At 59.3% G+C, this 26,669-nt stretch carries 21 protein-coding genes; 4 read left to right on the forward strand and 17 right to left on the reverse strand.

Translation table 11 applies throughout. The features are described from left to right. Positions 1-7 precede the first annotated feature (7 nt). The gene (locus ACRRQW_RS11995; RefSeq protein WP_438481660.1) at positions 8-1,222 is read right to left on the reverse strand and encodes a S41 family peptidase; all 1,215 of its coding nucleotides are present in this window, start codon (positions 1,220-1,222) and stop codon (positions 8-10) included. A 3-nt stretch (positions 1,223-1,225) separates the two neighbouring features. Continuing rightward, on the reverse strand, positions 1,226-3,067 hold the full coding sequence (locus ACRRQW_RS12000; RefSeq protein ID WP_438481662.1) for a toprim domain-containing protein: 1,842 nt from the start codon (positions 3,065-3,067) through the stop codon (positions 1,226-1,228). A gap of 115 nt (positions 3,068-3,182) precedes the next feature. Between ACRRQW_RS12000 and ACRRQW_RS12005 the strand changes: the two genes are divergently transcribed. Together ACRRQW_RS12005 and ACRRQW_RS12010 are read left to right on the forward strand one after the other, a co-directional pair. Continuing rightward, complete coding sequence (locus ACRRQW_RS12005; protein ID WP_438481664.1) at positions 3,183-4,031, forward strand: thioredoxin-like domain-containing protein; 849 nt, start codon at positions 3,183-3,185, stop codon at positions 4,029-4,031. Positions 4,032-4,196: 165 nt separating this feature from the next. Next, complete coding sequence (locus ACRRQW_RS12010; RefSeq protein WP_438481666.1) at positions 4,197-4,856, forward strand: DsbA family oxidoreductase; 660 nt, start codon at positions 4,197-4,199, stop codon at positions 4,854-4,856. A gap of 40 nt (positions 4,857-4,896) precedes the next feature. Here the strand turns inward: ACRRQW_RS12010 and ACRRQW_RS12015 are convergent, their stop codons facing one another. The 3 genes from ACRRQW_RS12015 to ACRRQW_RS12025 all read right to left on the reverse strand — a co-directional run bounded on the left by ACRRQW_RS12015 (position 4,897) and on the right by ACRRQW_RS12025 (position 11,714). Next, entirely contained in the window at positions 4,897-6,150 is a 1,254-nt protein-coding gene (locus ACRRQW_RS12015; RefSeq protein ID WP_438481668.1) for a TCR/Tet family MFS transporter, read from the reverse strand. 51 nt (positions 6,151-6,201) lie between these two features. After that, the gene (locus tag ACRRQW_RS12020) at positions 6,202-8,694 is read right to left on the reverse strand and encodes a glycosyl hydrolase 115 family protein (protein WP_438481670.1); all 2,493 of its coding nucleotides are present in this window, start codon (positions 8,692-8,694) and stop codon (positions 6,202-6,204) included. A 62-nt stretch (positions 8,695-8,756) separates the two neighbouring features. Beyond that, on the reverse strand, positions 8,757-11,714 hold the full coding sequence (locus tag ACRRQW_RS12025) for a GH39 family glycosyl hydrolase (RefSeq protein WP_438481672.1): 2,958 nt from the start codon (positions 11,712-11,714) through the stop codon (positions 8,757-8,759). A gap of 165 nt (positions 11,715-11,879) precedes the next feature. On the opposite strand from ACRRQW_RS12025, the gene ACRRQW_RS12030 reads away from it, so the two are divergent. Beyond that, positions 11,880-12,245 (forward strand): hypothetical protein, encoded by a 366-nt coding sequence (locus ACRRQW_RS12030; RefSeq protein ID WP_438481674.1) that lies wholly within the window; start codon positions 11,880-11,882, stop codon positions 12,243-12,245. A 107-nt stretch (positions 12,246-12,352) separates the two neighbouring features. On the opposite strand, the gene ACRRQW_RS12035 is transcribed toward ACRRQW_RS12030, so the two are convergent. The 6 genes from ACRRQW_RS12035 to ACRRQW_RS12060 form a co-directional block, all read right to left on the reverse strand. Further along, on the reverse strand, positions 12,353-14,617 hold the full coding sequence (locus ACRRQW_RS12035) for a beta-galactosidase (protein WP_438481676.1): 2,265 nt from the start codon (positions 14,615-14,617) through the stop codon (positions 12,353-12,355). Between the two features lie 325 nt (positions 14,618-14,942). Further along, positions 14,943-15,440, reverse strand: a complete 498-nt coding sequence (locus ACRRQW_RS12040; protein WP_438481678.1) for a hypothetical protein — start codon at positions 15,438-15,440, stop codon at positions 14,943-14,945. Between the two features lie 110 nt (positions 15,441-15,550). After that, positions 15,551-16,669 (reverse strand): glycoside hydrolase family 88/105 protein, encoded by a 1,119-nt coding sequence (locus ACRRQW_RS12045; protein ID WP_438481679.1) that lies wholly within the window; start codon positions 16,667-16,669, stop codon positions 15,551-15,553. Between the two features lie 223 nt (positions 16,670-16,892). Further along, complete coding sequence (locus ACRRQW_RS12050; RefSeq protein ID WP_438481681.1) at positions 16,893-19,040, reverse strand: hypothetical protein; 2,148 nt, start codon at positions 19,038-19,040, stop codon at positions 16,893-16,895. Positions 19,041-19,134: 94 nt separating this feature from the next. Then, on the reverse strand, positions 19,135-20,010 hold the full coding sequence (locus ACRRQW_RS12055) for a DUF1684 domain-containing protein (RefSeq protein ID WP_438481683.1): 876 nt from the start codon (positions 20,008-20,010) through the stop codon (positions 19,135-19,137). A gap of 91 nt (positions 20,011-20,101) precedes the next feature. Further along, positions 20,102-20,365: a glutaredoxin family protein gene (locus ACRRQW_RS12060; protein WP_438481685.1), complete on the reverse strand. Its 264-nt coding sequence runs from the start codon at positions 20,363-20,365 to the stop codon at positions 20,102-20,104. Positions 20,366-20,477: 112 nt separating this feature from the next. Between ACRRQW_RS12060 and ACRRQW_RS12065 the strand changes: the two genes are divergently transcribed. Next, positions 20,478-20,933: a ferritin-like domain-containing protein gene (locus ACRRQW_RS12065; protein WP_438481687.1), complete on the forward strand. Its 456-nt coding sequence runs from the start codon at positions 20,478-20,480 to the stop codon at positions 20,931-20,933. Positions 20,934-20,961: 28 nt separating this feature from the next. On the opposite strand, the gene ACRRQW_RS12070 is transcribed toward ACRRQW_RS12065, so the two are convergent. The 6 genes from ACRRQW_RS12070 to ACRRQW_RS12095 all read right to left on the reverse strand — a co-directional run bounded on the left by ACRRQW_RS12070 (position 20,962) and on the right by ACRRQW_RS12095 (position 26,587). Next, complete coding sequence (locus tag ACRRQW_RS12070) at positions 20,962-21,966, reverse strand: L,D-transpeptidase family protein (RefSeq protein WP_438481689.1); 1,005 nt, start codon at positions 21,964-21,966, stop codon at positions 20,962-20,964. Between the two features lie 125 nt (positions 21,967-22,091). Further along, positions 22,092-22,475, reverse strand: a complete 384-nt coding sequence (locus ACRRQW_RS12075) for a VOC family protein (protein ID WP_438481691.1) — start codon at positions 22,473-22,475, stop codon at positions 22,092-22,094. A gap of 63 nt (positions 22,476-22,538) precedes the next feature. Further along, positions 22,539-22,979 carry a hypothetical protein gene (locus ACRRQW_RS12080; protein WP_438481692.1) on the reverse strand — a complete coding sequence of 147 codons (441 nt, stop codon included), beginning with the start codon at positions 22,977-22,979 and terminating at the stop codon, positions 22,539-22,541. A 66-nt stretch (positions 22,980-23,045) separates the two neighbouring features. Continuing rightward, positions 23,046-25,535: a DEAD/DEAH box helicase gene (locus ACRRQW_RS12085; RefSeq protein WP_438481693.1), complete on the reverse strand. Its 2,490-nt coding sequence runs from the start codon at positions 25,533-25,535 to the stop codon at positions 23,046-23,048. Positions 25,536-25,676: 141 nt separating this feature from the next. After that, positions 25,677-25,841 carry a hypothetical protein gene (locus ACRRQW_RS12090; RefSeq protein ID WP_438481694.1) on the reverse strand — a complete coding sequence of 55 codons (165 nt, stop codon included), beginning with the start codon at positions 25,839-25,841 and terminating at the stop codon, positions 25,677-25,679. Positions 25,842-25,969: 128 nt separating this feature from the next. Beyond that, on the reverse strand, positions 25,970-26,587 hold the full coding sequence (locus ACRRQW_RS12095) for a hypothetical protein (protein ID WP_438481696.1): 618 nt from the start codon (positions 26,585-26,587) through the stop codon (positions 25,970-25,972). Positions 26,588-26,669 lie beyond the last annotated feature (82 nt).

Here is a 26,669-nt window from a genome sequence, read left to right on the forward strand (position 1 = left end):
GTTTAAGTCAATCTTGCGGTTCGGCTGCCAGAAATTGAAGCGCAGTTGTGAGTTCCGAATCATTTCCAGTTCGAAAATCTTCGAGTGTTGGCTGCGGTGTGGCAATGTCGGGCGTGACGCCGCGACCTTCCAGACGCTGGCCGTCGAGGCCGATGTAATCTTGAAACGGCAATTGAAGCAGCCCGCCGCCCGGTAGCCGGTAGTAACGCGATAGAACCACCGCGCCCGCCGTTTTCTGACCGATGACCGTCGCGCGTTTGTGGTGCTGCAAGACGTGCGAGAAAATTTCCGCTGCACTGCCGCTAGCGGGACTCGTGAGGATGACGACTTTACCCGCGTAGTTCGCTGAGAACCAAGCGAGCCCGTGCTGGTCGCGCTCGGCGCCGTCGCGTTTGACGAAAGCACCCGTCGCCACGCGATGATCGAAAAACTCGGCGACGGCGACTTGCAGCACGAAGGCATTGCCGCCGGGATTATGGCGAAAATCGAGAACGACGGCCGGCGCGGCGCGATGGGTTTTCAATTCGCGGCTCAGCCAGCGCATCGTCCCGGTGTCGAAGCGATCAAAACGCAGGTAACGCACGCTGCCGGCGAGTTCGCGTGATTCGAGGTGCTGGAAATTCAGGAGGCGTGGCTCGAGTTCGAGCGAACGCGGTTGAGTGGCGCGGTCGAGGAATTCCATACGCACTTTTTTCCCGAGGCGGGTGACGAACGTGTCCGACTCGTCGAGCGATTGGCCATCGCGCGAAATCGCAATCCAGCCAGTTTGCACGCCCGCCTCGGCCGCGGCTCCGCCGGGCATTACGTCGCTGACGACGCGCTGGCCGTCGATGACGCGCCAACGGATGCCGATGAGCGCGCGGGCGTCCACGCGTTGCTCGTGCGCGCGGCGTGGAGAAATGGCGGTGAGGTGCGATTCCTTTAGCTCGCCGCAGAGATCGTTGAGGACGCGATAGAGCGCAGTGTCATCGGCGGAGTTGACGGCGTGTGCGCGATGTTTTTCGCGCATCGCCGGCCAGTTCACTCCGCGGAAATTAGCGTCGAAATATTTTTCGTTCACCAACTCCCACACGCGGTCGAATGTCTGCGTGTTACGCGTGGCGCGCTCGCTAAGCGAAAGCGCGGGCGGCTCGCGATACTCCGTCGGCCGCGTGACACAGCCGGTGAACAGCTGCGTCGCTACGACAAACGCGAAAATCCAAAACGCGGGAAACCGCGGCACGACTTAAACCTCCACCAAGTCTTTCTCGATCTTCAGGTTGCCGATGATGAAGTCCTGACGCTCGGGCGTATTCTTGCCCATGAAGAAGCTGAGAAGTTCGTCGCTGCTCGAGAGGTGATTCAAATTCACGGGCTCAAGACGGATGTTTTCGCCGATGAAATCCTTGAACTCGTTCGCGGAGATTTCGCCGAGGCCTTTGAAGCGCGTGATCTCGTGGCTGGCGCCGCACTCAACGATCGCCTTCTGCTTTTCCTCTTCGTTGTAGCAATAGAACGTCTTCTTCTTGTTGCGCACGCGGAAGAGCGGCGTCTCGAGGATGAAGAGGTGGTTGTTGCGGATGACGTCGGGAAAAAACTGCAGGAAGAACGAAAGCAACAGCAGGCGGATGTGCATGCCGTCGACGTCAGCGTCAGTGGCGATGACGATCTTGTTGTAGCGGAGCCCGTCGAGGCCTTCCTCGATGTTCAGCGCGGACTGGAGGAGGTGAAATTCCTCGTTCTCGTAGATGACTTTTTTCGAGAGGCCGTAGGTGTTGAGCGGTTTGCCCTTCAACGCGAACACGGCTTGCGTCTGCACATCGCGCGTTGCGGTGAGCGAACCGGCGGCGGAATCGCCCTCAACGATGAAGAGCGTGCTTTCCTCGCCGCGCGGATTTTTGTCGCCGAGGTGGAGGCGGCAATCGCGGAGCTTGCGATTGTGCAGCGAGGCTTTTTTGGCGCGTTCGCGGGCGATGTTGCGGATGCCGGCGAGTTCTTTGCGCTCGTGCTCGTTTTCCTCGATTTTCTTTTTGATGATCTCCGCGGTCTCGCGGTTTTTATGCAGGTAGGTATCGAGCGACTGCTGCATGAACTTGCCGACGAATTCCTTGATCGTCGGGCCATCCGGGCCGAGGTTGGCGGAGCCGAGTTTAGTTTTGGTCTGCGATTCGAACACCGGTTCTTGCACGCGCACGACGAGTGCGGCGTCGATTGCCTGGCGGACGTCGGCGGCGTCGAAATCTTTTTTGAAGTGATTACGCAGCGTCTCGACGAGCGCTTCGCGGAAGGCCTGCAAATGCGTGCCGCCCATCGTGGTGTGCTGGCCGTTGACGAACGACCAATATTCCTCGCCGTAATGATTGCCGTGCGTGAACGCGACTTCGATGTCCTCGGCTTCGAGGTGGATGATCGGGTAGAGTGGTTCGCCAGCGAGTTCCTTGGTGAGCAGATCCTTCAGGCCGTTCTCGGATTTGAAGGCTTTGCCGTTAAACGTGAGCGTGAGGCCGCGATTCAAGAACGCGTAGTTCCAAAGCATGTCCTCGATGAACTCCGTGCGGAATTTGAATTCTTTGCCGAAGAGCGCTTCGTCGGGCGTAAACTCGACGAGCGTGCCGTTGCGGTCGGTGGTCTTGGTGATTTTCGACTCTTTCTTGAGTTTACCTTTTTCGAATTCGACGACCTTCGTTTCGCCTTCGCGGACGGCTTGGGCGATGTAAGAAACGGAGAGGGCGTTGACCGCTTTCTGGCCGACGCCGTTGAGGCCGACGGCTTTTTGGAAGGTGTTTGAATCGTATTTCGCGCCCGTGTTGATGATGGAGACGCAATCCACGAGTTTGCCGAGCGGGATGCCGCGACCGTAATCGCGCACTTTGAGGCTGCGCTCGTTGAGCTCGATTTCGATTTTCTTGCCGTGGCCCATCATGAACTCGTCGATCGAGTTATCGATGGTTTCCTTGAGGAGCACGTAGATGCCGTCCTCGGCGTGTTGGCCGTTGCCGAGCCGGCCGATATACATGCCGGGGCGGAGGCGAATGTGCTCGAGAGACGAGAGGGTCTTGATGCTGGCTTCGGTGTAGTTGGATGCCATGGGTGGTGCGAGATACAGAGTGCCGACCGCGCGGCGTGACAAGCGCAATTCTGTGGCGGTGTCTGCTTCATTTGGCGGGTGACGGCTGCGCGAAAACCGTCAAAGGTCGCGCCCCATGAATCTACGCGGCATGAAACTGGTTTTGATGTGGCTGGTTGGCGTGATCGCAGCAAGCGCGGCGACGCCCGAAGAAATCGTCGCTGATCCGCAGCTCTGGCCGACTGAAGTCACGGTGACGGCAGTCGCCAAAGGCACGGTGATCAACAACGGCAAAGACGGCGGCATGATGTTGATCGGCGCAGGCACACGTCTGGTCGTGACCGGCGTCACGGCGACCGGTGTCATCGGCAAATCGGGACTCACCTCGGTGCGCGTGCCGGTTGAGAAAACGGATTTGTTGCAACGCGCAGGCAGTCCCGCCGCGGTCGCGCCGATGGCTGAACCGGCAGCGGCGGTGGCTTCCACGGCGGCAACGGCGACACCGTCTGGCGCGCCCTCGCTGATGCAGCGCAAACTCGCGGGCAAATTGATGCGGATGCAGAACGGCAAACTCCAGAAAGCGGACGACTCCTCGCTCGCGGGCGTGAAATATTACGCGCTGTATTATTCCGCGAGCTGGTGTGGTCCGTGTCGTGAGTTCACACCGAAGTTGCTGGCATCGTATAATAAGATGAAAGCGAAATACCCCCAGTTTGAAGTGATTTTTGTCAGCCGCGATCATTCCGCCGGTGCGATGCGGGATTACATGAAGGACGACGGCATGACCTGGCTGGCGGTGAAATACGACGAAGCCAAAGATGATGGCTCCTATCTCGCGTCTTTTCGCAAAGGCACGGGGATTCCTTGCCTCGTGTTGGTGGACTCGAAGGGAAAAGTGATTTCGGACACTTACGAAGACGGCAATTACCTCGGGCCGCAAAAAGTCCTAGCTGACACGACCAAGCTTTTGAACAAGGGCGAGTAAGCTACCCGCGCTCTAGCGTCTGCGAAAAAGCAGAAAAATGCGCGGACGCGTTTGTCATATAATATATGACAAGCCGGCTGTGTCGGTGGAAGACGTGCGACAGTGTTTTTCGTCTCGGTGTGACGCGTTTGACGTTGGAACCGGCTCGTCTAGAAACTCGCGCCAATGAAAGTCACCTACTATCTCGAAGTGCTCTCGTCATGGTGTCACTGGGTCGACCCCGTGTGGATTGAACTGAAAAAACGCTACGCGGGCCGCGTGGAATTTGAGTGGAAAATCGCCGCGATGAGGCCCGAGGATTTTCCCGTGTCGCGCGCGCAGTGCGATTGGTTTTATCAACGCAGTGGCGGCTCCGTGATGCGTTCGAGCTACAAATTGAACTCCGGTTGGTTCGAAGCCGAACGCGCCGGCCGCTACGAAGCCGCGAATCTCGTGGCGGAAGCGGGGCGTGATTTCGGCGTGAATGATGACCGCATCTGGCGCGCGCTCACGAATGCTGCGCTCCTCGAGGGGGCGAAGGTCGGCGACATTGCTGTTTCCGTAAAAATCGCCGCCAAAGCCGCGACGCTCGATGCGAAAAAACTCCGCAAAGCCGCCGAGTCTGCCGCGGTAAAAACTCGCGTGGATGCAAGCACCGCGGAATTTTTCGCCCACCAACTTAATCAGCGCCCATCGTTTGTGTTGACGGATGCGATTGGCGACAAAGCGGTGTTCTCCGGCCTCGTGCGCCTCGAGCCGCTCGTGGCGACCATCGACGCCATGCTCGCCGATACCGCCGCCTACGCCGCGCACAAAGCGCATTTCGGCGGACCACCGCCGAAGTGAGCCGGTCAGGTTTGTGATGTAATACGTTACAAACCGGCGGTCACGAGTTGGCGTTCACCGTCACGGCGATCGTCTCATGCGCGTTTTTGCGGAAGGTGCGCAGCGCGAGGATTAACGCGAGCGCGATGCAGGCCGCCGCCTCGAAAAACGCGATGCCGGGAACCTGCACGGTGCGCGCCGAGGAAATCGCCCAACCGAAACTCCACGTCGCGATGAACGGCGCCGGGATGCCGGCGAGACTTTGCAGGCCACCAAAGACGCCTTGCACCGCGCCCTGTTCGTCGGCGGGCACGTGTTTCGTGATGTAAGATTGCATGGCCGGACCGGCGATGCCGGCGAAGGCGGCAATCACGATAATCGCGTAAACAAATCCGCCGCTCGGTGCCAGGCCGTAGCTCGTGAACGCGAAAATCGAAATGCTCATGCCGATGACGACCGCCTTGGTTTCGCCGATTTTTGGCACGATGCGTTTGACGAGGGTGGCCTGCACCATGCCTGACAACACGCCTGCCAGCATCAATGACAGCCCGACTTGCAGCGGCGTCCAGTGGTAGCGGTAATCCGTGTAGAGCGCCCACATCGAGAACATCATGCCCTGCGCCAGCATCAGGAAAAAATACGCCTCCGCGAGCGACAGCACCGCCGGGAAACGTTTCAACGCCATCAACGCGCCGATGGGATTCGCGCGGCTCCAGCTAAACGCGCGGCGATTTTCCGGCTTCAAGGATTCCGGCAACACGAAGAAGCCGTAGAGCCAATTCAACGCCGAGCAACCCGCCGCGACCCAGAAGGGCAGGTGAAGATCGATGCTTCCGAGATACCCGCCCGCGGCCGGCCCGAGGACAAATCCGATGCCAAACGCCGCGCCTAACAACCCGAAGGCTCCCGCGCGTTTCTCGGGTGGCGTCACGTCAGCGATGTAGGCGTTAGCCGTGGACAACACACCGCCCGTAAAGCCCGCGATCATGCGCGCCACGAACAACCACGCATAACTCGGTGCCCACGCCATGATCATGTAGTCGATCGCCGAGCCTGCGGTGGCGATGAGGATGATGGGCCGACGTCCGAAACGATCCGAAAGCGACCCGAGAATCGGCGAACCGATAAACTGCATCAACGCATACACGCTGATGATCCAGCCATAGGCATGTGAACCGGAAGCGATGTCACCACCGCTGAAACCTACGATAAGCTTCGGCAGCACAGGAATGAGCAGCCCGAACCCCACGATGGAAAGCGTGAGGGTGACGAAGATAAACCCAACGGCAGGTTTGCGTCCGGCGGAAACGGTCATGCCCGCATCTTCCGATGCCCGAAGCACGCTTGGCGAGCCTGCAAATACGGCTCAAGGCGTCGCGTGACTGGTATCAGTAGCAATCGTAGCTGGCGTAAGCTCGATTTTGCGAACAACCACACCGGCATCGATGCTGTAGAGACGTAGCGTGTGTTCACCGGCCGAGGGCACGCGGATCGTCGTGCTGACGGTGACGTAATTGTTGAGCACACCCTGCGCCCATTCTGCGGAGCCGTCTTTGCCCGAATAGGTGAGCACCGTTGGTTCGGCGTCGTTGACGGCGAGGCCGACACTGAGACCGAGCCCAGTGACCAAAGGATGAGTGGGAAGAAGTTGGACGGTCACCTCATATGTCCCGACTGCCAGAGTCAGGGGCGCGGAAATTTGCGGCGCATGCGTCTTGAGTTTAGCGCGATCAAAGCTCGACGCAGTCGTAGGCAGCAATGTGTAGCCGAGGCCCGGCAGCGGTTTCCAATGCACCCCGCTCGTTGAAGCAGCGGGCCGAAATTCGGTGATGGAAATCTTTTCGGTTTTGGTCGTGTCCTCGGGTTTCGGTGGAAACTCCGGCATTTTCCACGGCGCGATGCGCATGCTCTTCCATTCGTCGTTCGCCGGTTCGAGCGCCATGAAGCCGCGCCATTTACCGCTGGAGAGTTCCTCGTTGAAACTATGCGTGAGCTCTTTGAGTTCGTGGTCAAATTTTGTGGCTCGTTCTTTCTCTCCGAACTCGCCCGAGAAATACCGGCCATTCGCCAGCATTGATCCCCGGACGGGGTAGTTCACGAGTTGCGTGAAAGCCGCTTGTTTATCGGGTGGGAGAGAAGCGCGCACGTGGTCGGCCATCATCGCCAGGTGACCCATGCTTAAAATGCGGTCTCCGGCCTCTTGTTTTGGAAACGGGCTTGGTTGAGGAGCCTCTCGGGATAACCACCATTGCAGGTGTTCAGGGCGTCGCTGGAAATTAAAGCGATAATAGGCGCTCATGAGAAAGCCGATGTTTTGAGCATTCGCTTCGCCAAACTCGCGCGCCGCCCACTCGGACAGAAATTTATCAATGTTGTCCGCTTTCCACCGATTAATGTCCCACGCCATTTGCAGAAAAAATTCGGTGCCGATTTCTCCGGGCTTCAAATCGCCGACGTTGACGATCCAGAGTTTGCGCGCGCCGTGTTCGTAGGCTTTGTGCATCTCCGACCAAATCAGCGCGGGCGGCGTGGTGTTGAGCCAGAGATACGAGAGCGGGCGGCCGAGATACGAAATGTGATAATACACGCCGAAGCCGCCGCTGCGTTTCTGCTCCTCGGGCGTCGCAAAGTTGCGGATGTAACCGAAATTATCGTCCGGCCAGACAATCGTGACGTCGTCGGGCACCTGCAGGCCCTGGCGGTAGAGATCGAGGACTTCCTTGTAGGCGCAGAACATCTGCGGCACTTGTTCGACGTGGGGGCTTACATGCTTTGCAATCATCGCGCGCTGGTCGGCGAAGATTTTTTCGAGCGTGGCGATGCGTTCGGCGTCGGTCTTCGCGCCCTGCATGTTCGAATCATGGATGCCGCGCATGCCGAGCGTGTAGATGTTCTCGAATTTGCCGTTCTCTTTTACGCGTTGCTCCCAGTAACTGCGCACGCCTTCTCGGTTTTTGATATAATTATAGTCCTCGTGCGGCGCGGTCCATTCGGTGACGTTGTTGCGCAACATCGGCTCTGCGTGCGACGAGCCCATGACGATCGCGTAGCGGTGGGCGACGAGTTTGTTTTCCGGATAGTGGTTAAACGCCTGCGTGCAGGCGTGCATCGCGGGCCAGAGCGTGTTGGCTTTCAACCGTAGCAGGAGTTCGCAGATTTTCGCGTAAGTCTTCGGCCCGATATCGCCGACTTCCGGCTCAAACGTTTTGGCGGCCCACGGTTGCAGGCCCCAGTCCTCGTCGTTGAGAAAAATGCCGCGGTATTGCACCGATGGCGGCCCAAACCGGCGCGTGCCGGCATCGACGTAGAGCGCGGATTTTTTCGACGGCGTGACATCCGCCCACCAATACCATGGCGACACGCCGATCGCCTGGGAGAGTTCGTAAACGCCGAACGCCGTCCCGCGTCGGTCGCTGCCGACGATGACGAGCGCTTGCGCGATACCGGGCGAAGGCGCTTCGACGGTGGTGATGATAAAACTTTCCCACGCGCCGCGCAGTTCCGTAACATCGATTTTTTTGCGCGCCACGAGGTCGTCAATCAACGGGCTTTTGCCAAGCGTGCCGACGAGGATGGCCGGACTCTTAACATTATCGGCGGAGCTTTTTAATTCGGCGGAACGGCCCGTGACGCGATTGATGTCGGCGCTGAGGTCGCGACTTGCGACTTGCACGACTTCAAACTCTTCCGGCGCAGTCACGATGGTCGCAACGATGCGTCCGTCAAAAAGCGGGAACGCATTCGACGCGGGTTGCTCTTTCACCCAAGGCGCCGCCGCAAACGCTGAAGTAATTGTGAGCAGCAGCAACGCAAGGTAGGGCCCGACCTCCGGGCGGGCCGGGGCACGATAAAAGGACATTCGAACTTCCGGCCGGCTCGGAGATCCGGCCCTACCTTTTAGAAGCCACGCAATTTTTCGTTTCAGTTCCATTCGATGACGACAAACGAGACGCCTTGGCGCGGCAATTTAAACTCCAGGTGAGCGCGGCCGTTTTCAATCTGGGCGGCGTCGGGTGCGTCTTCGAGGCGCGTGAGTTCGCTCGCTTTGATCAACGCGGCGTATTGCTGCCGGTTCGGTGCGATGGGGGAGCCTTGACGCAACCACTCCGCGTAAGCGTTGCCGTGAGTTTGATCGATGCGGTAATGCGTGACGCGCGCGTGGGTGACGTCGGTTGGCAATCCGTCGAACGCGAGTTTCACCGCGGCATCGGGGCCGGCGAGATCGTCGTCGTGATAGTGCCAGACCATCGCGGCGATTTGTTTTTTGGCGGGGTCGCGCGCAGCAAGCACGCCGACATCAGGGGCGTTGCGCACGCCGTCTTTGATGATGTCGCCGAGCGCAATTTCGCCGGAGCTGGTGGCGTGGAGGCGCTCGGGGCCCATTAGCGAGAACATGCGGAACACATTAAAAACCGCGAGCGGCACGCCATTGCTGGCAAGTTGACGGAAGCCGGCGAAATACGGCTGGTCTTCGAATGTGAATGCCCACGTGACCGCGCCCTCCAGATTCACGCCGTGGACGGCGGCGAGCTCATGTTTGCGCGCGAAGCTAGCGGCGGTGTAACTCGAATACATCGTGCCGTTGCGATAGGCCATCTGCGGCCCCTGACACGCGGCGCAGCCTTCGGGATCGGATTCGCCGATGATGATCGGGATGTTTTTCAACTCGGGATAAGAGCCGATGGTGTTGAATGCAGTTTCGATTGCGCGGAGTTGATTGGCGATGCCCATGCGCACGTGTCCATCGACGAAAGTCGGAGAGCCTTTCGCGTGAAACGCCACGAAGTCGAGCGGCGTGCCTTTTTCGCCGGTCGCGTAATTCGTGCCGCGCAAACAGTGCTCGAGAAAATCTTTCATAAACTGGCCGCCGTGACCGGCCGAGTGTGGCCCGCCAACGCGTGCGGTCGGCAATGCGCGCCGCACGCCGGCGATCGCGTAGTCGTGCAGCTTGCGGAACTCCTCAGAACTGGCGCCCCAGTAGCCTTTCGGATTGTTGTTTGCTTCGTTCCAGACTTCCCACCACCACGTGTTCACTTCGGCCGCGCCATATTTCTCGACGCTGTGTCTGGCCCATTGATAAGCGAGTTCGCCCCACTTGGCATAGTCTTTTGGCGGCTTCGTCCAACCGGTGTAGATTTCTTCATACGGGAAACCCGGTCGCCACGAGTGACGATACGGCGTCGGCTCGGTCGACATCGCTTCAGGCATAAAACCGATTTGCGCGAGCGGTTTCACGCCGCGCGCCAGATAGGTGTCGAAGATGTGATCAACGCCGCGCCAATCGTAGATCGGTTTGCCGTCGATGGTTTCGGTGTAGGCGTTGGTCGAACCCCATTTAAACGCGGCCGTTCCGTCGCCGCTTGTGAGGAGATTGTGCGCACGGAAATAAATGTTTCCGTGGGAAAGTTCGCCGAGCTCAGTGAGCAATTTCTGGCCGTCCTTCATCGTCGCATAGTTCGGTTCGTCGGCACCGAAGTAGCGCCAGATCGGTTTCAGTTCGCCGCGCGATTTGTCCGCGTGAACGTTGATCTCGACGGCAAACGGCGTCGCGGATGTGACGCGATACAGGCCGGCGCCGTGTGCAGGGATTTCGGGGGAAAACTGATCGCCTGAGAATTTTTCTGCGGTGTGGGTCCAGAGATTGCGAATCGTGACATCGTCGCCGAAGCCGAGTTCGCTCAACTTCACGGGCACGCGGGCGGAGGTGTCGTTGGCGTTGAAAACCGCGAGGTATTTGTCGGCGGAATTCGGCGCATCTGCGATCCACGCGATAAGTTTGTCGTGAGTGAAGAGCGGGCGGTTGTTTGAGCTGCGCTGGTTAACGGCGAGGACTTCGTCGTTGGTCAGTAGCGACAGCGTGAAGTCGTCCATCTTGGTCATGTCGCCACCGTGCATGAGCGGGGAACGGGCGATCGACCACAGCGTCATCACCGTGTAATGCTCGTCGCGCGTGAAACGGGTGGAGCGCTTCCCCATGTCAAGCACACCGAAGGGCAGCATGTCGGCGTCGGGCCACGCGCCGCTGACGCGGTGTGGGTTCCATTTTTCGAGCCGCGCGAATTGCGCGTAGAGCTCCGGCCACTTGTCCCAAAAATCGTCGCTGATGCGCCAGAGGTTCGCGTGTTGCTGCACGTGCGCGGCACCGGTGAGGGCGGTTTCGCCGGGTGAAAGACTGAGCACCATCGGGCGGCCCGTTTTGTCGATGGCACGCCGGATCGCTTCGATTTCCTTTTCGTTGTCGTGATACGGGCGGCTGAGATCGTCGACCTTTACATAGTCCACGCCCCACGACGCGATAAGCGCGAAGACCGAGTCGTAATACTCCTGCGCGCCGGCTTTCGACATATCGACGCCGAACATGTCGGTGTTCCACGTGCAAACGCTGGCGGTGTTCGCGATGTCGGCGGCGCGGACATTCGTGCCGAGCACCGGCAGATTTTCGACGACGGCTTGGCGCGGAATGCCGCGCATGAGGTGGATGCCGAATTTTAAACCGAGCGAATGCACATAATCGGCGAGCGGCTTGAAGCCCGCGCTGTCGGCGGCGGACGGGAATTTATTTACCGCGGGCAGCAGGCGACCATTCGCATCGAGGACGAGCTTGGCGTCCTTGCGATAATTGAAGCCGGTCGCGTTCGGTTCATACCACTGAATGTCGACGACGATGTATTCCCAGCCGTGCGCCTTAAGCTTTGCCGCCATGTAATCGGCCTGCGCTTTCGTCTGCGCTTCGGTGACCGTGGTGGCGAAAGAATCCCAGCTATTCCAGCCCATCGGCGGCGTCTTCGCCCACGCGTGGAAGCCCGGAGTTTCGGTAGCGGCGCTGAGGTGAGCGCAGGCAAACGAAGCCAGCGCAGAAAAAAGGGGTAGTTTCCGCATGCAGCGCAATTGCGACAGAATCGGCCTCGAAGCCAAGGGCGACCAATGCTGACAGTCTTATTTTTGCATGGCGCGCAATCCCGGGTCCGTCGCAAAAATCAACGCGCCTGAAAACAGGTGGTCAGGCTAATTGTGCGGCGGGCACTTGACACTTAATAGGTGTCAATGCGCACAAAACTGATTGAGACGCGACTCGAGTTGCCGCTGATGCTTTTGGAAGTGATTTATGAAGCGTCTGTGGAAATGGCGAAATACGCCGGTAAAGCCTACCGTATTGATCGCCCGACATCGAAACGCGGCGGGACGTTGCGACCTGGCCGGCACACCCCACTGTGGAACGAACTGCGGCGCGAAATCCGCCCGCTGCTGAAGAAGCGGGGCGCACAGGTAAATTTAGGACGTTTGCTAGGGCTGCCGCGCCAACGCGTGCAGGCTTTCGTGACGCGCGGAACGCAGATGCCTGACGCTGAACGAACGCTGCAATTGCTAGCGTGGTTGCATGCCGTGCGAGCGGGCTTGCCGCCTTCCTGATAGCCGCGTGCCGAGGTCGCAGGTGACGTAATTTTTCCTTCGTGAGTGAAGCGCGAAGCCGCAAGTTGCGCGAAAATTTGCTGGCGACAATTGACACCTATTGAGTGTCAATTGCCTCCGGTCACGAGGTGGGCTTCGCGGAGTTCGGCGATGGCGGTGGTCGTGCCGAAGTCGGGTTTGGCGGAGTCGGGGAGGTAGATTTGTGGTTTGTCGCCGGTCGCGGCGGATTTTTGTAACGGGAGGATCGCGATGGTGAGGTCGCCACGCTTCAACGCTTCGACGTGACGTTGTAGTCCGATCTCGAGTGCATAGCCGTTGTAGTAGTCGTCGGTGATGAAGGTGTCGCCGATGGAAACGCGGGCGACGTCGCCGGTGTAATGCAGGCGTAGCAGCGGGTTTTTTGTGAAATCCAGATTGGCAGGGAGTTTAACACGCCACACGGCGGCGTCTTTGAAGTCGGCCGAGAGCGGCGCGGAGGCAACGGGCTGTTTGGATTGGCCGAGAGCGATGGTGCGGAGCGGGCCGGCCGCTTTGATGGACTCGAACGCGACCGGCGTGGTGGATGGCTGCGAGAAGTTATCGAAACTCGCTTGGCCGGTCACGGGATCGAGGTGGAGCGCGAGCGAGTCGGCTTCGGAGAGTAACACGACGCGGAACGAATTTACAGTGAGCGCGGGCTCGCGGCTAGGCGTGACATTGTAAGCCTGCATGGTGCCTGACATCTGGCCTCGGTGGGCGACGACGCGGGCTCCGGTGAAAATAAATTCTGCGGGAACTCCCGGTGTCTCGGCGAAGTAATAGGTGAATTGCGATTTCTCGGTGCCGATGCCGATCAACTGCGCGGTGGCCCACGTGAGACGAGCGCTGCCATGGAGCTGCAGGTTGAGCGGCCAGATGAAACGTGCGTTGGCGGGCACCGTGATGGGCTTGCTCGGGAAAGTAATCGTGCCGGCTTCGGGGAGCCGGATGCTGAATTGCACGCCGGATTTCTCAGGAAGATTTTTCGCGCGCTCGTAATTGTTCACGAAGAGAAACCCCTGTTTGCGATCCGAGCGCACCGCCCAGCGGAGCGTGGCTGTGTCGTCTTTCCCTATTGGCCGCTGGTCGGGCAGCACGGTGTCCATCGTGGCGAGTGTTGGGCCGAAGTGATGGAGAAAATAATGCAGCCGGCGCAGCGTGTAATAGTGCGGGCGGATCTGGCCGTATTGGCCGAGCGGAGCTTGGAAATCGTAATTCTTCACCGGCATGTCGTTCCAGTTGGTGATCGCGGTGGCTTGCTCTTCCATGAGCGTGGTGAGCTGGCCCTCGGGATTGGTGCCACCGTGATACATGTAGTATCCGGGCGACACGCTGCCGGAGCCGAGTTTTACGAGCGTGGTGGAATCGATGTCCCGCGGATCGACAAGGATTCGACGGTGATAACTGCTCATCATGCCGCCGCCGATTTCGCACGTGAGATAAGGGTAACGCGCGACATCGGGCGCATCTTGTGCGTTGCGGCGACCGAGGGCTTCGTTGGCGATGTTGGCGTCGGTGCGCAGTGTGGAGAAATGAAAGCCCGCCCAGTAATTGCCGGGCATTGTGGTGGTTTCGCGATCCCAGAAGCCTTCTGCGTAAACGCCGTAGAGTGGGATGATTTCGCCAAAAGGCATCGGCGTCTTTAACGTCGGCCAGCCGGTGCGCGTGTAGAGCGGGACGTCGAGCCCGAGTTCGCGTGCCATGGTTTTCAACGTGAGCAAATGCTGCGCGGGGCCGCCGTATTCATTTTCCAACTGAATGCCGATGACGGGACCGCCGTCCTTCCAGAGCAGGCCGGTGAGCTGCGTGGCGATTTGCGCGTAAAGTTTTTTTGCGCTGGCGAGATACGTGACCTCGTCCGAGCGAACGTTTCCGCGCGCGACGACCCAGTCGGGCAGGCCGCCATTGCGCACTTCGCCGTGGCACCACGGGCCGCAGCGCACGATGACTTTGAGGCCAACTTCGCCGGCGGTGCGCACGAATTGCGCGAGGTCTTTGTCGCCGCGCCACGTCCACTGGCCCTCAATTTCCTCGTGGTGAATCCAAAATACATACGTGGCGACGATGTCGATGCCACCGGCTTTCATTTTCGCCAGCTCGTCGCGCCATTCGTTCTGCGGATAACGCGAATAATGAAACTCACCCATCACGGGCGTCCACGGCTGGCCGTCCAGCAAGAGAGTTCGGCTCGTGACCGTGAGAAGATTGCCTCGTGGATTGACCGACGTGCCCATAGCGAAAGTCTCGGTCGCGGGTGGCGTTAGTTGGCCAGGGACATTGAGCGTGAGCGGCGCAGCGAAGGCGCTAGCGGTAATCGACAGCACAAGTGCGAAGCGCAATAGGGGTAATTTCATGCGTGCCGACAGCTCACGGGGAGCGCGTGCACGTCGCAAACTCTAACGCTTCTTACAGTCCAGAGCGCGCCTCACTCAAACCACATTTGACACTTAATAGGTGTCAATTCGTGTCGGCACAGGCTGGCGAATCTGTTGCCGAGTGGCACGTGGCACTGTTGCGGCTCGTCGATACCGCTCGCCGCAACCAGCGATTCGTGCAAGGTTCTTAGCAAGCGGCACCATTGACACCTATTAAGTGTCAATTTGCCTGGGCCCGAAAGGTCGGTGATAGGCTAAAAAAAGCCGTGGCTGAAACGGCTCCACCGGGCGAAGCGGGACGGGTTTATGCCGACACGCGGTCGGGAAACAGATTTGTGAGAAACGCTTTCAGCTGGCGACTGTGTTGCTGGACGACGGCGAAAATGGCGGATGCTTTTTCGGTCGCGGCTTCGGCTTGGAGCGATGCGTAATCGGCCGCGAGTGCATGCAGCGCTCCCAGATTTTGCGCGAGGATATTGTGAGCGGTTTCGTTGGAAGAGGTGTCAGGTATTTCAGAGACGGCAACCATCGGCGGGCGAGAATTTCTCTCGGAAATGCTGGCGTTGTGCGGGAGGTCGCGATTGAGCGTCACCAAGTCGAAAAGATTTTTGCGCACGAGATAGTAACCATCCGTGACGACTTCCGTGGCGAATGAATCCGCCGAAAGTGAATCGAGCTGGCGGTGTGCGTCCATCGCACGAAGGAGGTTGCGCTGAGAGATCCAGATTTTTACCAGCCCGTCGGAAACGGGAGAGGTCAGGGCAGGGCAATGCGTTTTGGAAATGGAAGCGGGGCGGGGCATGTCCTGTTTTTAACAGTTTGCGCGCAGCTCCGCTATCGGGCGATTCCCCTTCTGGATTTCAGGGGAAAACGGCAAATCCCCGATGCTCCGAAAACTACCTCCGGGAAAAGTTATCTGAGGAACGCGGCGGCGCTCCACAGCAACGGGGCCTGGCCGTGCAAATCGCCGGTCGCGCGCGGGCGTTTCATGTAGAATTCATACTGGACAGCGAGGTCGTCGGTCTTGGTTTGCTGACGGCTTTTGTTGGTGCCGATGCAGACCTCGCGGACGGCGGAGTTTTCGTCGAGATAGGAGACGAGTTTGAGCCACGCTTTGCGCGCGGCGGGCGCGTAGGTTTTTTCGTCGAGCCAGCCGTGTTTCACGCCGCTCACAAAGGCGAAGACAAACATGCCCGTGCCGGACGTCTCGGCCCACGATTCCGGTTTGTCGACGAGCTGACGCCACATGCCGTCCTCGGCTTGAGTAGCGAGCAGTGCGGCCATCATTTTTTGGAACCCGGCGACGATGCGCGCGCGGTGCGGATTCGACTCCGGCAAATCGCGCAATAATTCCGCCATGCCGGCCGCGACCCAGCCGTTGCCGCGGCCCCAGAAAAACTGCGAGTCAGGCGCGTGCACGAAGAGGCCATTGGGTTGCTGAAGTTTGTCGAGGTAGGCCGCCATCATGAGCGCCGCGCGGTCGAGGTATTTCGCGTCGCGCGTCGAGCGATACGCCTGCACCTGCAAAATCGGGCTCATATACATGTCGTCGATCCAGTAACGCGCTTCGTGTGTGATGCCGTCGGCGGTGGGTTTTTCCCATTGGGCGTCGGCGTAATGCAGGCCGAGGTCGCGGAATTTTTTGTCACCGGTGATGACGCCGATCTCCAGCGGCACTACGCCGAAAATGCGGTAGTCCACGTGTTCGTCAGGCGAGATACGTTTCGCGTTTTCGGGAAGTGTCAAAACGTCGTATTTGGCGACGAGACGCTGCTGCAGATCGGCGTCTTTGATCAGGCTCGCGACATCGAGCGCGCCATACCACGCGCAGATTTCCGGATAGATGACGTATTTGCGCTTCGGATCCGTCTGCCATTGGAATTGGCGCGCGGCAAAATTCTCTGCGACGCGTTTGCCGATTTCCGCAGGGGAAGTGCCAGCAGGCCAATCTTTAAATTCTGCGGGCGTGGCAGCGAGAACGCGTGCAACTGAGGCAGCGGCAAGGGCGAGAACAAAGAAGGAGGATTTCATAAGACGAGGTAGGGGCCGATCTTCGAGCGGCGCGTGAATTGGAAAACGTGCGCGGCCCGCCCGGAGGTCGGGCTCTACCGTTGAGGGTTGCGCCGTTCGGGCAATGCAATCGCCCTCTGACAGTCCGAGCATAACCTTATCCAGAATTGGATTCCGTGCCTTTAAATGGGGTTCATTTCGATAGGTAGGATCCACTCTCGCAATGACTGAAGAGCTAAGAAAGTTACGGCATCGGCTTCAATCCTTCCGCGCGGACCTTCCATTTGCCGTCCTTGGGGATGCCGGGGAATTTTCCTTCGGCGCCGTCCCAGCCGCCGACCATCAGGGCGACGGCGGCGAGGAACGAACCGTTCGCGGGCAGATACACGGCGATCTCGCGTTTGCGGTCGTGAGGTTTTTTCGGGTCGAACTTTTCGTCGCTGCGCTGCGGGCAGTGGCCGTTGGGTAGATAAAGATTGTTGGGGCCGTTGCGCAGGAGGATTTCCACGGCGACTTCGGGACGGTTCAGTCGCGCGGCGGTCATTGCAATCATGGGGTAATCCCAGCCCCAGATCTTCGTTTCCCAGTCCCATGTTTTGAGCACGGCATCGAGGGTGCGTTCCATCGTGGCGCGGTCGACGCCGGGCGCTTCGGGCAACACGCCGAGCGGCGCGAGCATCGTCGGGTGATCGTGGCGGCTGTCGATGTTGTCGAACGTGTCGGGATTTGAACCGAGGGCGACATACTTGCCGTCCTTCTGCGGAATCGGCGCGAGGTGCGTGATGACATGATCCCATTTTTCATCGCGCGGGAGGCCGAGTCGTTCGCGCCATTGCTGCGCAACGCCGAGCGTCCAACGCCAGTAGGCGAGTTCAAAGGATGGATTCTGGCTCGTGGCTTGGTCGTAGATTTCTTGCGCTATCCACAGCGGCGGGCCGAGCACGTAAGTGCCGCTCTTGGCGTCGAAGTGCACCATCGTTGCGAGGCAGTCGGCGGTTTCGAAAACGAGTTCGCGATACTTCGCGAGCGTGGCGGCGTTGGGTTGGTTGCGGTAAAGCAACTCTGCGAGGTAAATCATGTGCGGCTGGTTCCACACGATAAGTGGATTACCCCCGGGGCTTTCGCGCATGTCGGGGCCGGTCATTTTGGCCCAGCGCGCGCCTTTGAGGCCGCGACTCTTCGCGAGTTCGCGGGCGGCCGGGAGTTGGGACTGAAACCACGCCAGATTTTTTTCGAGCAACGCGTCGTTGCCCCACAGCGCGAAATGCGCGGTGTGCCACCAGATCATCTCGCTGTGGTGCTTGCCATACCACGTGCTGCAGGTGAGCCCGCTTTCCTGCGGTGGCACATCGCCGGCCATTTGCACGGCCATCAGGTAGCGCGAGAGGATGATGCGTTTTTCGAGATCGTTCGCGCGCGGATCGGCGCTGCCGTTGAAATCTACCGCGGCGCTTTCACGCCAGAATTTTTCCCAGTAATTTTTGGAGGCGTTGCGCACCTTCTCGGCATCGCTGGCGTGGGCGGTGATGGGCTGCGGCGAAAATTGCAGCGTGAATTCCAACGCCGATGCACGGGCATCGGCTTTGATTGAGAACGTATGCGGCGCGGTTTCAGTGAGCGGTCGGCTGCTCGCGACATAGTAATGCGTGCCGAGAATTTCGCGGTCGATGCGCGTCTGATCGTGAAGGCTAGAGGTGTGCGATTCCGGTGAACTCCAATCGAGGTTGGGGGTATTTTTAACGGAGAGATTGTGTCCACGAGGAAACGTGAGGCGTGCGCTGAGTTTTCCCTGGGTGACGAGTTCCGACTCGATGCGCACGGCGAGGGTATCGGTATCGGACGCGCACGCGGTGATGATGACGACTGGCACGCCGCCGAGTTTGAAGCGGCTCTTGATCAGGCCGGTCCACAGATCGAGCGTCTGCTCGGGTGACTGGATATCCTCGGGAGTAAACGCGCTGCCGTCGTCCTTTTTCCATTCGAGTGCGAGCTGGCCGAGTGGGTGGTTGCGGGGATTTTTGCGGAGCCAGTCGCCGGCGGGAACGCTGGAGCGCGTGGGGAACGACATCACGCGATCATCGGCGAGCGTGAAATCCTTGCCGGCGTCGGCGAGCGTGTAGCCGTGGGTGTTTTCGTCCGTGACCCACGCCCAGCGCGAGAGCGTTTCCGTGGGAATGCCCCAGCGTTGATAATGATCGGCGAAGGTTTGCAGGCCGGTGATATCCACGCCGAACGCGAAACCGCCATTGCCGACGGTGAGCGGCGAGTCGACGTCGACTTTGCGCACGATGGGATTGTGGCGTTTGACGAGCGCTTCGCGGTCGATGGGTTGCGCGGAGGCGACGCCACTTCCGGCTAATAACAATACGACGAAAGCAAAAAAAGACTTCATGATTGTGGGGTAAGACCTGACTACGGACAGACTGCGTGGGTTGTTGGGTGAACGAGGTCGGCTCGCTCGGAGACCGGGCCCGATTCCGAGCGACTCAGTGCTTGCCGCGGTATTTCTTTTCGCCCGCGGTGACGCGGAAGGGGATTTGGTTTTCTTTCGGTGGCAGCGGGCACGTCGCAAACTCGGTAAAGGCGCACGGCGGATTTTGCATCTGGTTAAAATCGAGAATGATTTTCGTTTCTCCGGCTTTGGGCTTTTTTGCGTAGAGGAAACGCGAAGCTTCGTAGGTTTCTTCGCCGGCGGTGAGATCGGTGAGCACGAAAAATAAATGGTCCCCGCCTTCGTCGATGGGCAACAGCTCCACGGTTTTTCCGGCGTGGGTGAACACGGCTTTGCCTGGCACGGGTTGGGGCGACGTCTGGCCAATCATATTTGTGACGGGTAACATGCGCGACTTCTCGAACGGCATCCATTGCGCCTCGATGCGCCAGGCGGGATCAGTGGGAAAATATTCAATGCCGGCGAATTGTTTCAGGTTCGGTGCGGCGGTGTCGCGCATGCGCACGAAAAGTGTGTCGCCGCGTTCCATGATATAAAAATTCGCCGTGCCGAATGTCACGCGCGTGGGTTTGAGCGTGCGGTATTGCAACACCGCGGAGCGCACCGTTTCGCCATCGACTTTAACGAGTGAGCTTGGCGCGGGACGGAAGGTGGTGACGCCTTCTTCGAGCGTGATGATACCCAGATAGGGCGGGCCGGAGGCGAGGCGGACGGAGTTCTCTGTGGCGGTGCCGAGAGTGTTTTTTCCCGGCTGCAATGCGTGGCGACCGACGAGCGTGAGCCACGAATCAGACGCGGTGAGCTGTGCGACCCGCTCTGCGCGCACTTGCTCGATAGTTTTAGCGTAGTCGTCTTGCGCGACCAATGCGGCTGCGGAAATGAGCAGCCCCAGAAGTAATCTCGAAAGCATGCGCTGAAGGAAACACATCCCACTCCAAAAGGAAATGCTGCAGCGTCGCTCCGTCAGAATGAAAAGCCGCTCCTCCATGCGGCGCGGAAACTTAACTGTCCTCGAACTTCACATTCTGCTTCCGCAGGAAGGGGCGCAGTTCTTCCACACCGAAATCAGCGAGGATCTTGCCATTCCAATCCAAAGTCGGCGCCTTTGTCTGGCCGGATTTCTTTTTCATTTCGGCGGCTGCGGTAGCACTTTCGGTCACATTCACTTCGCGGTAGCTGATGCCTGATGCTTGCAGGAAGTTGATGACGTCAGTGCACCACGGACAACCTGGTTTCACGTAGAGAATGGGGAGGGTTTCGCTCATGGATAATTTTGACAGCAGGTTGGTGCGTAGGGTCGTGGGAATTTCACCGGTGACAACAGTAGGGAAACCTCGACGAACGAGAGCAGTCGAAAAAGTTACCCAAACTCACATTATGAAAAATTCCGACAAAATATCCCGCAAAGAACTTATCCGCCTGCTCAACGAAGATCTCGCGCGCGAGTATCAGGCGATCATCGCCTACACGGTTTACAGCCAGACGATGAAGGGCGCGAAATACAAAGCCATCGCCGACGAACTGAAAAAGCACGCGGCCGAAGAATTGAAGCACGCGATCCTGATCGCGAAACAAGTTGACTACCTCAACGGCACGCCGGTCACAGAGCCGAAGAAAGTTAAGATGTCCGACAAGCCGGACGATATGCTGCGTTTCGATTTGGATAACGAAGCGGAGACGATCAAGAATTACCGGCAACGCATCCGTCAGGCGGAAGCAATGGGTGAGTTTGCGATCAGCGAAGTGCTCCGCGAAATCATCAAAGAAGAGCAAGACCACCTCACCGAACTCGCTGACGCGCTGGGCATCGATTGCCCGGAGATCAAAGGCTGAGGATTAAAATTCTATTTTGCAGCAGGCCTCACGGCTCCACGACCACGCGCATGCCGACTTTCGCGATACTGAGAAGCGCGAGCGCGTCCCAGTTCGCGAGCCGGAAGCATCCATGCGATTCCGTGCGGCCCACTTTTTCCGGGTCGGGCGTGCCGTGAATGCCGTAGCCGGGACGATTCAATCCAATCCAGGCAACCCCGACGGGATTGTTCGGCCCGGGCGGGATGATGAGGCGCCGACCGAGCTCCTGGCCTTCCGCCGACTCGGGAAAATTCACCGGGTCGAAGGTGTAGTCGGGATTCGGAACCACCACGACGACCTGCAATTCACCCACCGGGCGCTTCTCGACGATCTTTGCGATGCTCACGGGGAAGTGCACAATGATGCGGCCGCTCTCGTCCGTGGCTTGCAGCACGCGATCCGCGAGGCGCACGTGAATCAACGTCGGACGTAGCGTCGTGGTAAATTTGCCCAATGCGGGCACCTGAACTTCAACCCCGGGTAAAATGTTTTCCCAATCGATCCCCGGATTCAGCCGGCGCAACAGACCGGGCGTCGCGTGATAACGCTCCGCGAGCATCTCTAGCGCACTCGCGTGCGCGAGGGCGGTTTGCTGGGATTTTTCCAACCACGTGGGAGCGACCGGCTGAAGCACCGCGTATTCTTCCGCGCTAAAAATATGCGTCGTAAACACCGCGTCGGTGAGCTGCAACACCTGCCGCGTGGCCGCGTCGAGGTCGCCGGTTTCGCGCAGTTGGTTGTTACGTTGAAATGCTTTCATCGCCGCCGCCGATTGCGCGCCGCGCACGCCGTCGATCGAGCCTGACGAAAAACCTCGGCGGGCGAGTTCGATCTGCACCTCAAGCCAGTTACTCACCGGCGCACTCGCAACGACGTGATAACGCGGATCGTTTTCGTCCGAGGTTTCTGCGGACTCAGTTTGAGCACTTGTGTCAGCCGTCTGCGCAGGGACGTCTTCCGGCCGCATCGGGCGCTGGAGCGGCGTCGCCGTCTGCGCACAGCTAGTAGTCACCCCCACGCACAGCGAGGTGACAAACCAGACGGTCAGGCTTAAACAAGCGCGCGAAAACATTGCCCCCGTAGAATGAGAAGCACCGTCGAAATGAAAATGAGGAAATCGCGAGGAAGACCGTTTCCTCATTCGAACCGCTGCGTGCGATGGACGATTTCCAGCGGATTGCCGGACGGATCATCGAAATAAACCGCGTAATACGTCGCCGACTCAAAGCTCGGGCCTTCGATCTTCTGCGCCCCGAGCGCGTCGAGCTTCGCCGCCAGTTCATTGACGCGTTCCACTGACTCCGCCCAAAACGCGATGCGCGAGTGGTTGGGCCGGTGGGTCTTGTCCTCCGTCACGCCGAAAAATTCCGCAGCGCCCGCGCCCGGAGCTTCGAACTGAATCCAACCCGGAATATCGACGCTCACCGTAAATCCGAGTAGTGGAAGAAGCTGCCGATAAAACAGCCCAGCCACCGCGAGATCGTTTACGCGGAGATCAACATGATCAAAAAGACGCGGCATAGTCGCTTGCGACAGGCGTGGACTAGCGCCGTTCCCGTGTGCAGAGCCTCGAACCCTTAGTGATTACGTTTGGTTAGCTTCATACGACTCGCGCACGGAGTCGCGGGTCAGGACAACCAACGTGAAAACACCCAGCGCTGTGCCAAACGGAAACTGGAGGCAGTTGATTCCGCCAACTACGAGTGAAAACATCCGGTGCTTGCGCTTTCCGATGAACAGACCGGAGAGCAGATTTCCGACCACCACGACTACGAGCAGCACTGCGAAAACGAGATAGAACCACTTGAAGATATCCATAATCGCAACCGGTGGCGGGGCGCTTTTTTGGTCTTTCCACATGTCGGGATTCATGAAGAAAACCCGCATGAAGGTGTAGTGCAGCGCGACAAGACCCAAGCCGACGACGGAAAGCCCCGCGACGACGAAATGAAACACGGCGAGGAGCCGCAAGTGATCAGCATCGGCCTTCCGTTGATCGCGTAAAAGTGGAGGGAGATCGATCATGCGTTTAACGTGGAGTTTCAGAATCGTTGGTTGGGCAAACCGTAAGCGACGAGCGAGTCGTGTCGATTATTTCAATAGCTCGCGCAGGTCGCTCAGGCTCAGTTTCGCGGCGGCGGCATCGGAGGCTTCAAAGACGTCCGCGAGGAGGGCGCGTTTGCTTTCCTGGAGGGCCATGACTTTTTCTTCGACGGTGCCGGAGCAGATGAGTCGGTAGCTAGTAACAACTTTCGTTTGGCCGATGCGGTGGGTGCGGTCGGTGGCCTGAGCTTCGGCGGCGGGGTTCCACCATGGGTCGTAATGCACGACGGTGTCGGCGCCGGTGAGATTGAGGCCCGTGCCGCCGGCTTTGAGCGAGATCAGGAAAACCGGAATCGTGGCGTCGGCTTGGAAGCGATCGACCTCGCGCTGGCGCGCCTTGGGCGTGAGCGAGCCGTCGAGGTAGCAGTAGGAAATCTCCTGGGCGTCCAATTCCTCGCGCAGCAAACCGAGCAGCGACGTGAACTGCGAGAACACGAGCATGCGGTGGCCTTCGTCGATGGATTCGGCGAGGAGTTCGCGGAAAGCGTCGAGCTTGGTGGAGTCGGCAAACGGCGCCGGCTGCGCCGTTGGGAGCTGGGGTTTGACGAGGCGCGGGTCGCAGCAGATCTGGCGGAGGCGGAGGAGTTGGGTGAGCGTGGCGAAATGGAGTTTTCCTTCCGACGCGCCTTTGGCGGCGAGGTCGAGGAGTTCGCGTTCGGTGTCCTCCTGCGTGCGGCGATACAGTGCGGCCTGTGCGGCGGTTGGTTCGCAGTAGATGACTTGCTCGATCTTTGGCGGAAGTTCGGGGGCAACGACGAGCTTGGTGCGGCGCAGAATATATGGCGCGGTTTGCACGCGGAGGCGTTCGTCGTAGAACGAGCGTTCTTCTTTCTTCAGGCCAGGCGCGAGTTTTGGCAGGAAACCGGGCATCAGGAATTCGAAGAGCGAACGCAGGTCGTCGAGCGAGTTTTCGAGCGGCGTGCCGGTGAGCAGGAAACGTCCGCGACCGTGCAACGCGCGGAGCGATTGGGCAGCTTGGGTGCGGCGATTTTTTAGATGCTGCGCTTCATCGGCAAGGATGAGGTCGAAGCGGATCGCGCTGAATAATTCCGCATCGCGCGACAGTGTGCCGTAGGACGTGAGCACGAGGTCGTAGTTCGCGAAATCGTTTTCGCCGAGACGCTGGCTGCCGTGATGGATGAAAACGCGAAGTTGTGGTGCGAAGCGCGCAGCTTCACGGCGCCAGTTTTCCACGAGCGAAGCGGGGACGACTACGAGGTGGGTTTTATGGTGGGCGCCAGTTTCTGCACTGGCGACGGCAACGCGGCGCGCCCGGAGGTCGGGCCCTACCATCGTCGACGCGGAAACCGACGACCCCTTTTGCGCCGTAGCGGCGGAAAGCAACGCGAGCGCTTGCGGGGTTTTGCCGAGGCCCATTTCGTCGGCGAGGATGCCGCCGAGTTGCTGGCGATAGAGATGCCACATCCACGCGACGCCGAGTTGTTGATACGGGCGGAGCGTGGCGGTGAATTGCGACGGGATCGGCGCGGGCGGAAGCTTCGAGAGATTGCGCAACGCTTCGCTGCGAGTGCGCCATGTCTCGGGAGCGGCGAAATGCGGAGCAATGCTTTCGAGCAAATCGGTGACCTCGGCCGCGCGGGCCTTGGCGACGCGGTGGCGGCCGTTGGCGTTCGTGGCAGCGGGTTCGCCGGCGAGGGCGCGGTGGGCTTCTTGGAGTTTGGCGAGCCGGGCGGCGTCGATCAGATAAATGTTTTTGCCGTCTTCGATGTAGCCGCGACCGGTGGAGATCGCGGCGCGGACCTGGGCTTCGGGCGCGGAGCCGGCTTTGAGGCCGAGCGTGACATCATAAGCGTCGCGCTCCTCGCTGATTTGCGCGGCGATTTCGGCGGTTTTGAGGTGCCCGGTGTTTTTCTCAAAGTTCGCGGTGAAATCGGCATTGAGTTCGTCGCGCAAAAAATCGCCGTGCGTCGCGAGAATGTTTAACACTTTGTGCCGATCGCGGAGCCACCATTTGCGGGAGGAAGGATCGAGGATGAAGCGGTGGGTTTTGAGAAAATCTAACCCGGCGTCGTAAATCATCGATTCGCGCGATGGCAGCGTGACCGCGAGGAAATGCTCGGAGCCGTCGATGGTGAGTGGCGTGAGATCGTGATCTTCGACCAGTTTTCTTTTCGCCGGAACTGGCGGCGCCGGCTCGATCGGTTTTTCAACTTTCGGCTCGGATAAGTGTTCGGAAACTCCGGGCAATTCCATGCCATTCCATGCGAGCGGTTGCGCGGGTTTGTCGGAGCGAAAAAAGACTTTTTCGCCAATGAGCGCGTTGACGAGTTCGCGGAGTTGAGCGCGTTTAAGGAGGAGGAGTGAAACCGGCTGATTGGGCACGCCGAGGCGTTGCAGGATGGCGAGCGCGGGCACGAGTTCCGCCGGCGGAGCCTTCGACAGATCCAACTCGAGGCGCACGGCGATGGAGTCGCGGGGCGCGGCAGCGGGCAGATTGGGCGGAAGGATCAGGCGCATTGAGAAAGAACTCACACGAAGGACACGAAGCGCCCGAAGGCCAACCCGTTATTTTTAGAGGTTGGGCGGTTGTTTCTGACAGCGCTAATACGATCGTGATTCGATCATCCTGAAGGTCGGTTAAGGATAACCGACCCTACCTTAAGCGGTCGCAAGATGCCAGTGGTGGCAGAGCGGACAAAGATACGCGGTGCGCTGGCGACCGAGGCCGAGGATTTGCGCAGCGTCGAGGGCGTCTCCCTGGGAGCGGTAACGGCGTTTGCGCATGCAGCGGTGTTTGCGCTCGTCGGCGGTCGGGCGTTTCATGGCGGTGTCAGCGTGCGGGGCGCCAGCGTAAGTTCAAGCCGGCGTGCAAGCTGGAGTGCGCGGACGCAAAAAATCCTGCGTCGCGGGAGCAACGCAGGATTTTCGTGTGTGTGGTGCTAGGGCTAAAATTATTTCCCGGCGTAGGCGTTCTTGATGGCCTTCTCGTAGTTTTTCTCGAGGTCGGGGTAGAGGGCGAGCGAGGCGGCGATGGCTTTCAGGTAGCCGGGGCTGCTCGAATAGTTCATGTGCATGTAGACGATGAGATCATCCATCGTGGCGAAGGACATGCCTGAGGATTCTTTCACGAAGTCAGCGCCACCGACGGCGGTCATCGCGCCGATCTCCTTGCTCTTTTTCTTGATGCCGCCCGCGAGTAAGCTGCCGGCGAACGGGATTGGCACTTTGGAAGCGACCGCGGCGCCGGCCTTCTCGCCGACTTTGGAGCCGACGGCAGCACCAACGTGGGCGGAAATGGCTTTTTCGGCCCATGCGGCGAGTTCGCCGTTTTCAGCGAACGGGAGGTAGAATTTGCCGGTCTTGTTCGCGGTGGCGACGGGCATGCGGATCGCAGCGGGCGTCGCATTGGCGGCACCGACGACGCCGGAAACTTTTTGGTAAGACTCGGTGATTTTCATCACCTTGGCGAAGACGACTTGGGCGCGGGCCAGATCGGCGACGTCGGCGGCGCGGGCGAGGGGCGAGAGCGAAACGATCAGGAGGGCGGCGAGGAGTATGCGGGATTTCATGATTGGAACTGCGGAGTGTTTGCGGTGAGCCGGCCAAGGAGCAGGCGGGGGTATCATCGCAAAGATGTTCCAACTCGGGAAT

The sequence above is a fragment of the Oleiharenicola lentus genome, assembly GCF_051660365.1.
Lineage (GTDB): Bacteria > Verrucomicrobiota > Verrucomicrobiia > Opitutales > Opitutaceae > Lacunisphaera > Lacunisphaera lenta_A.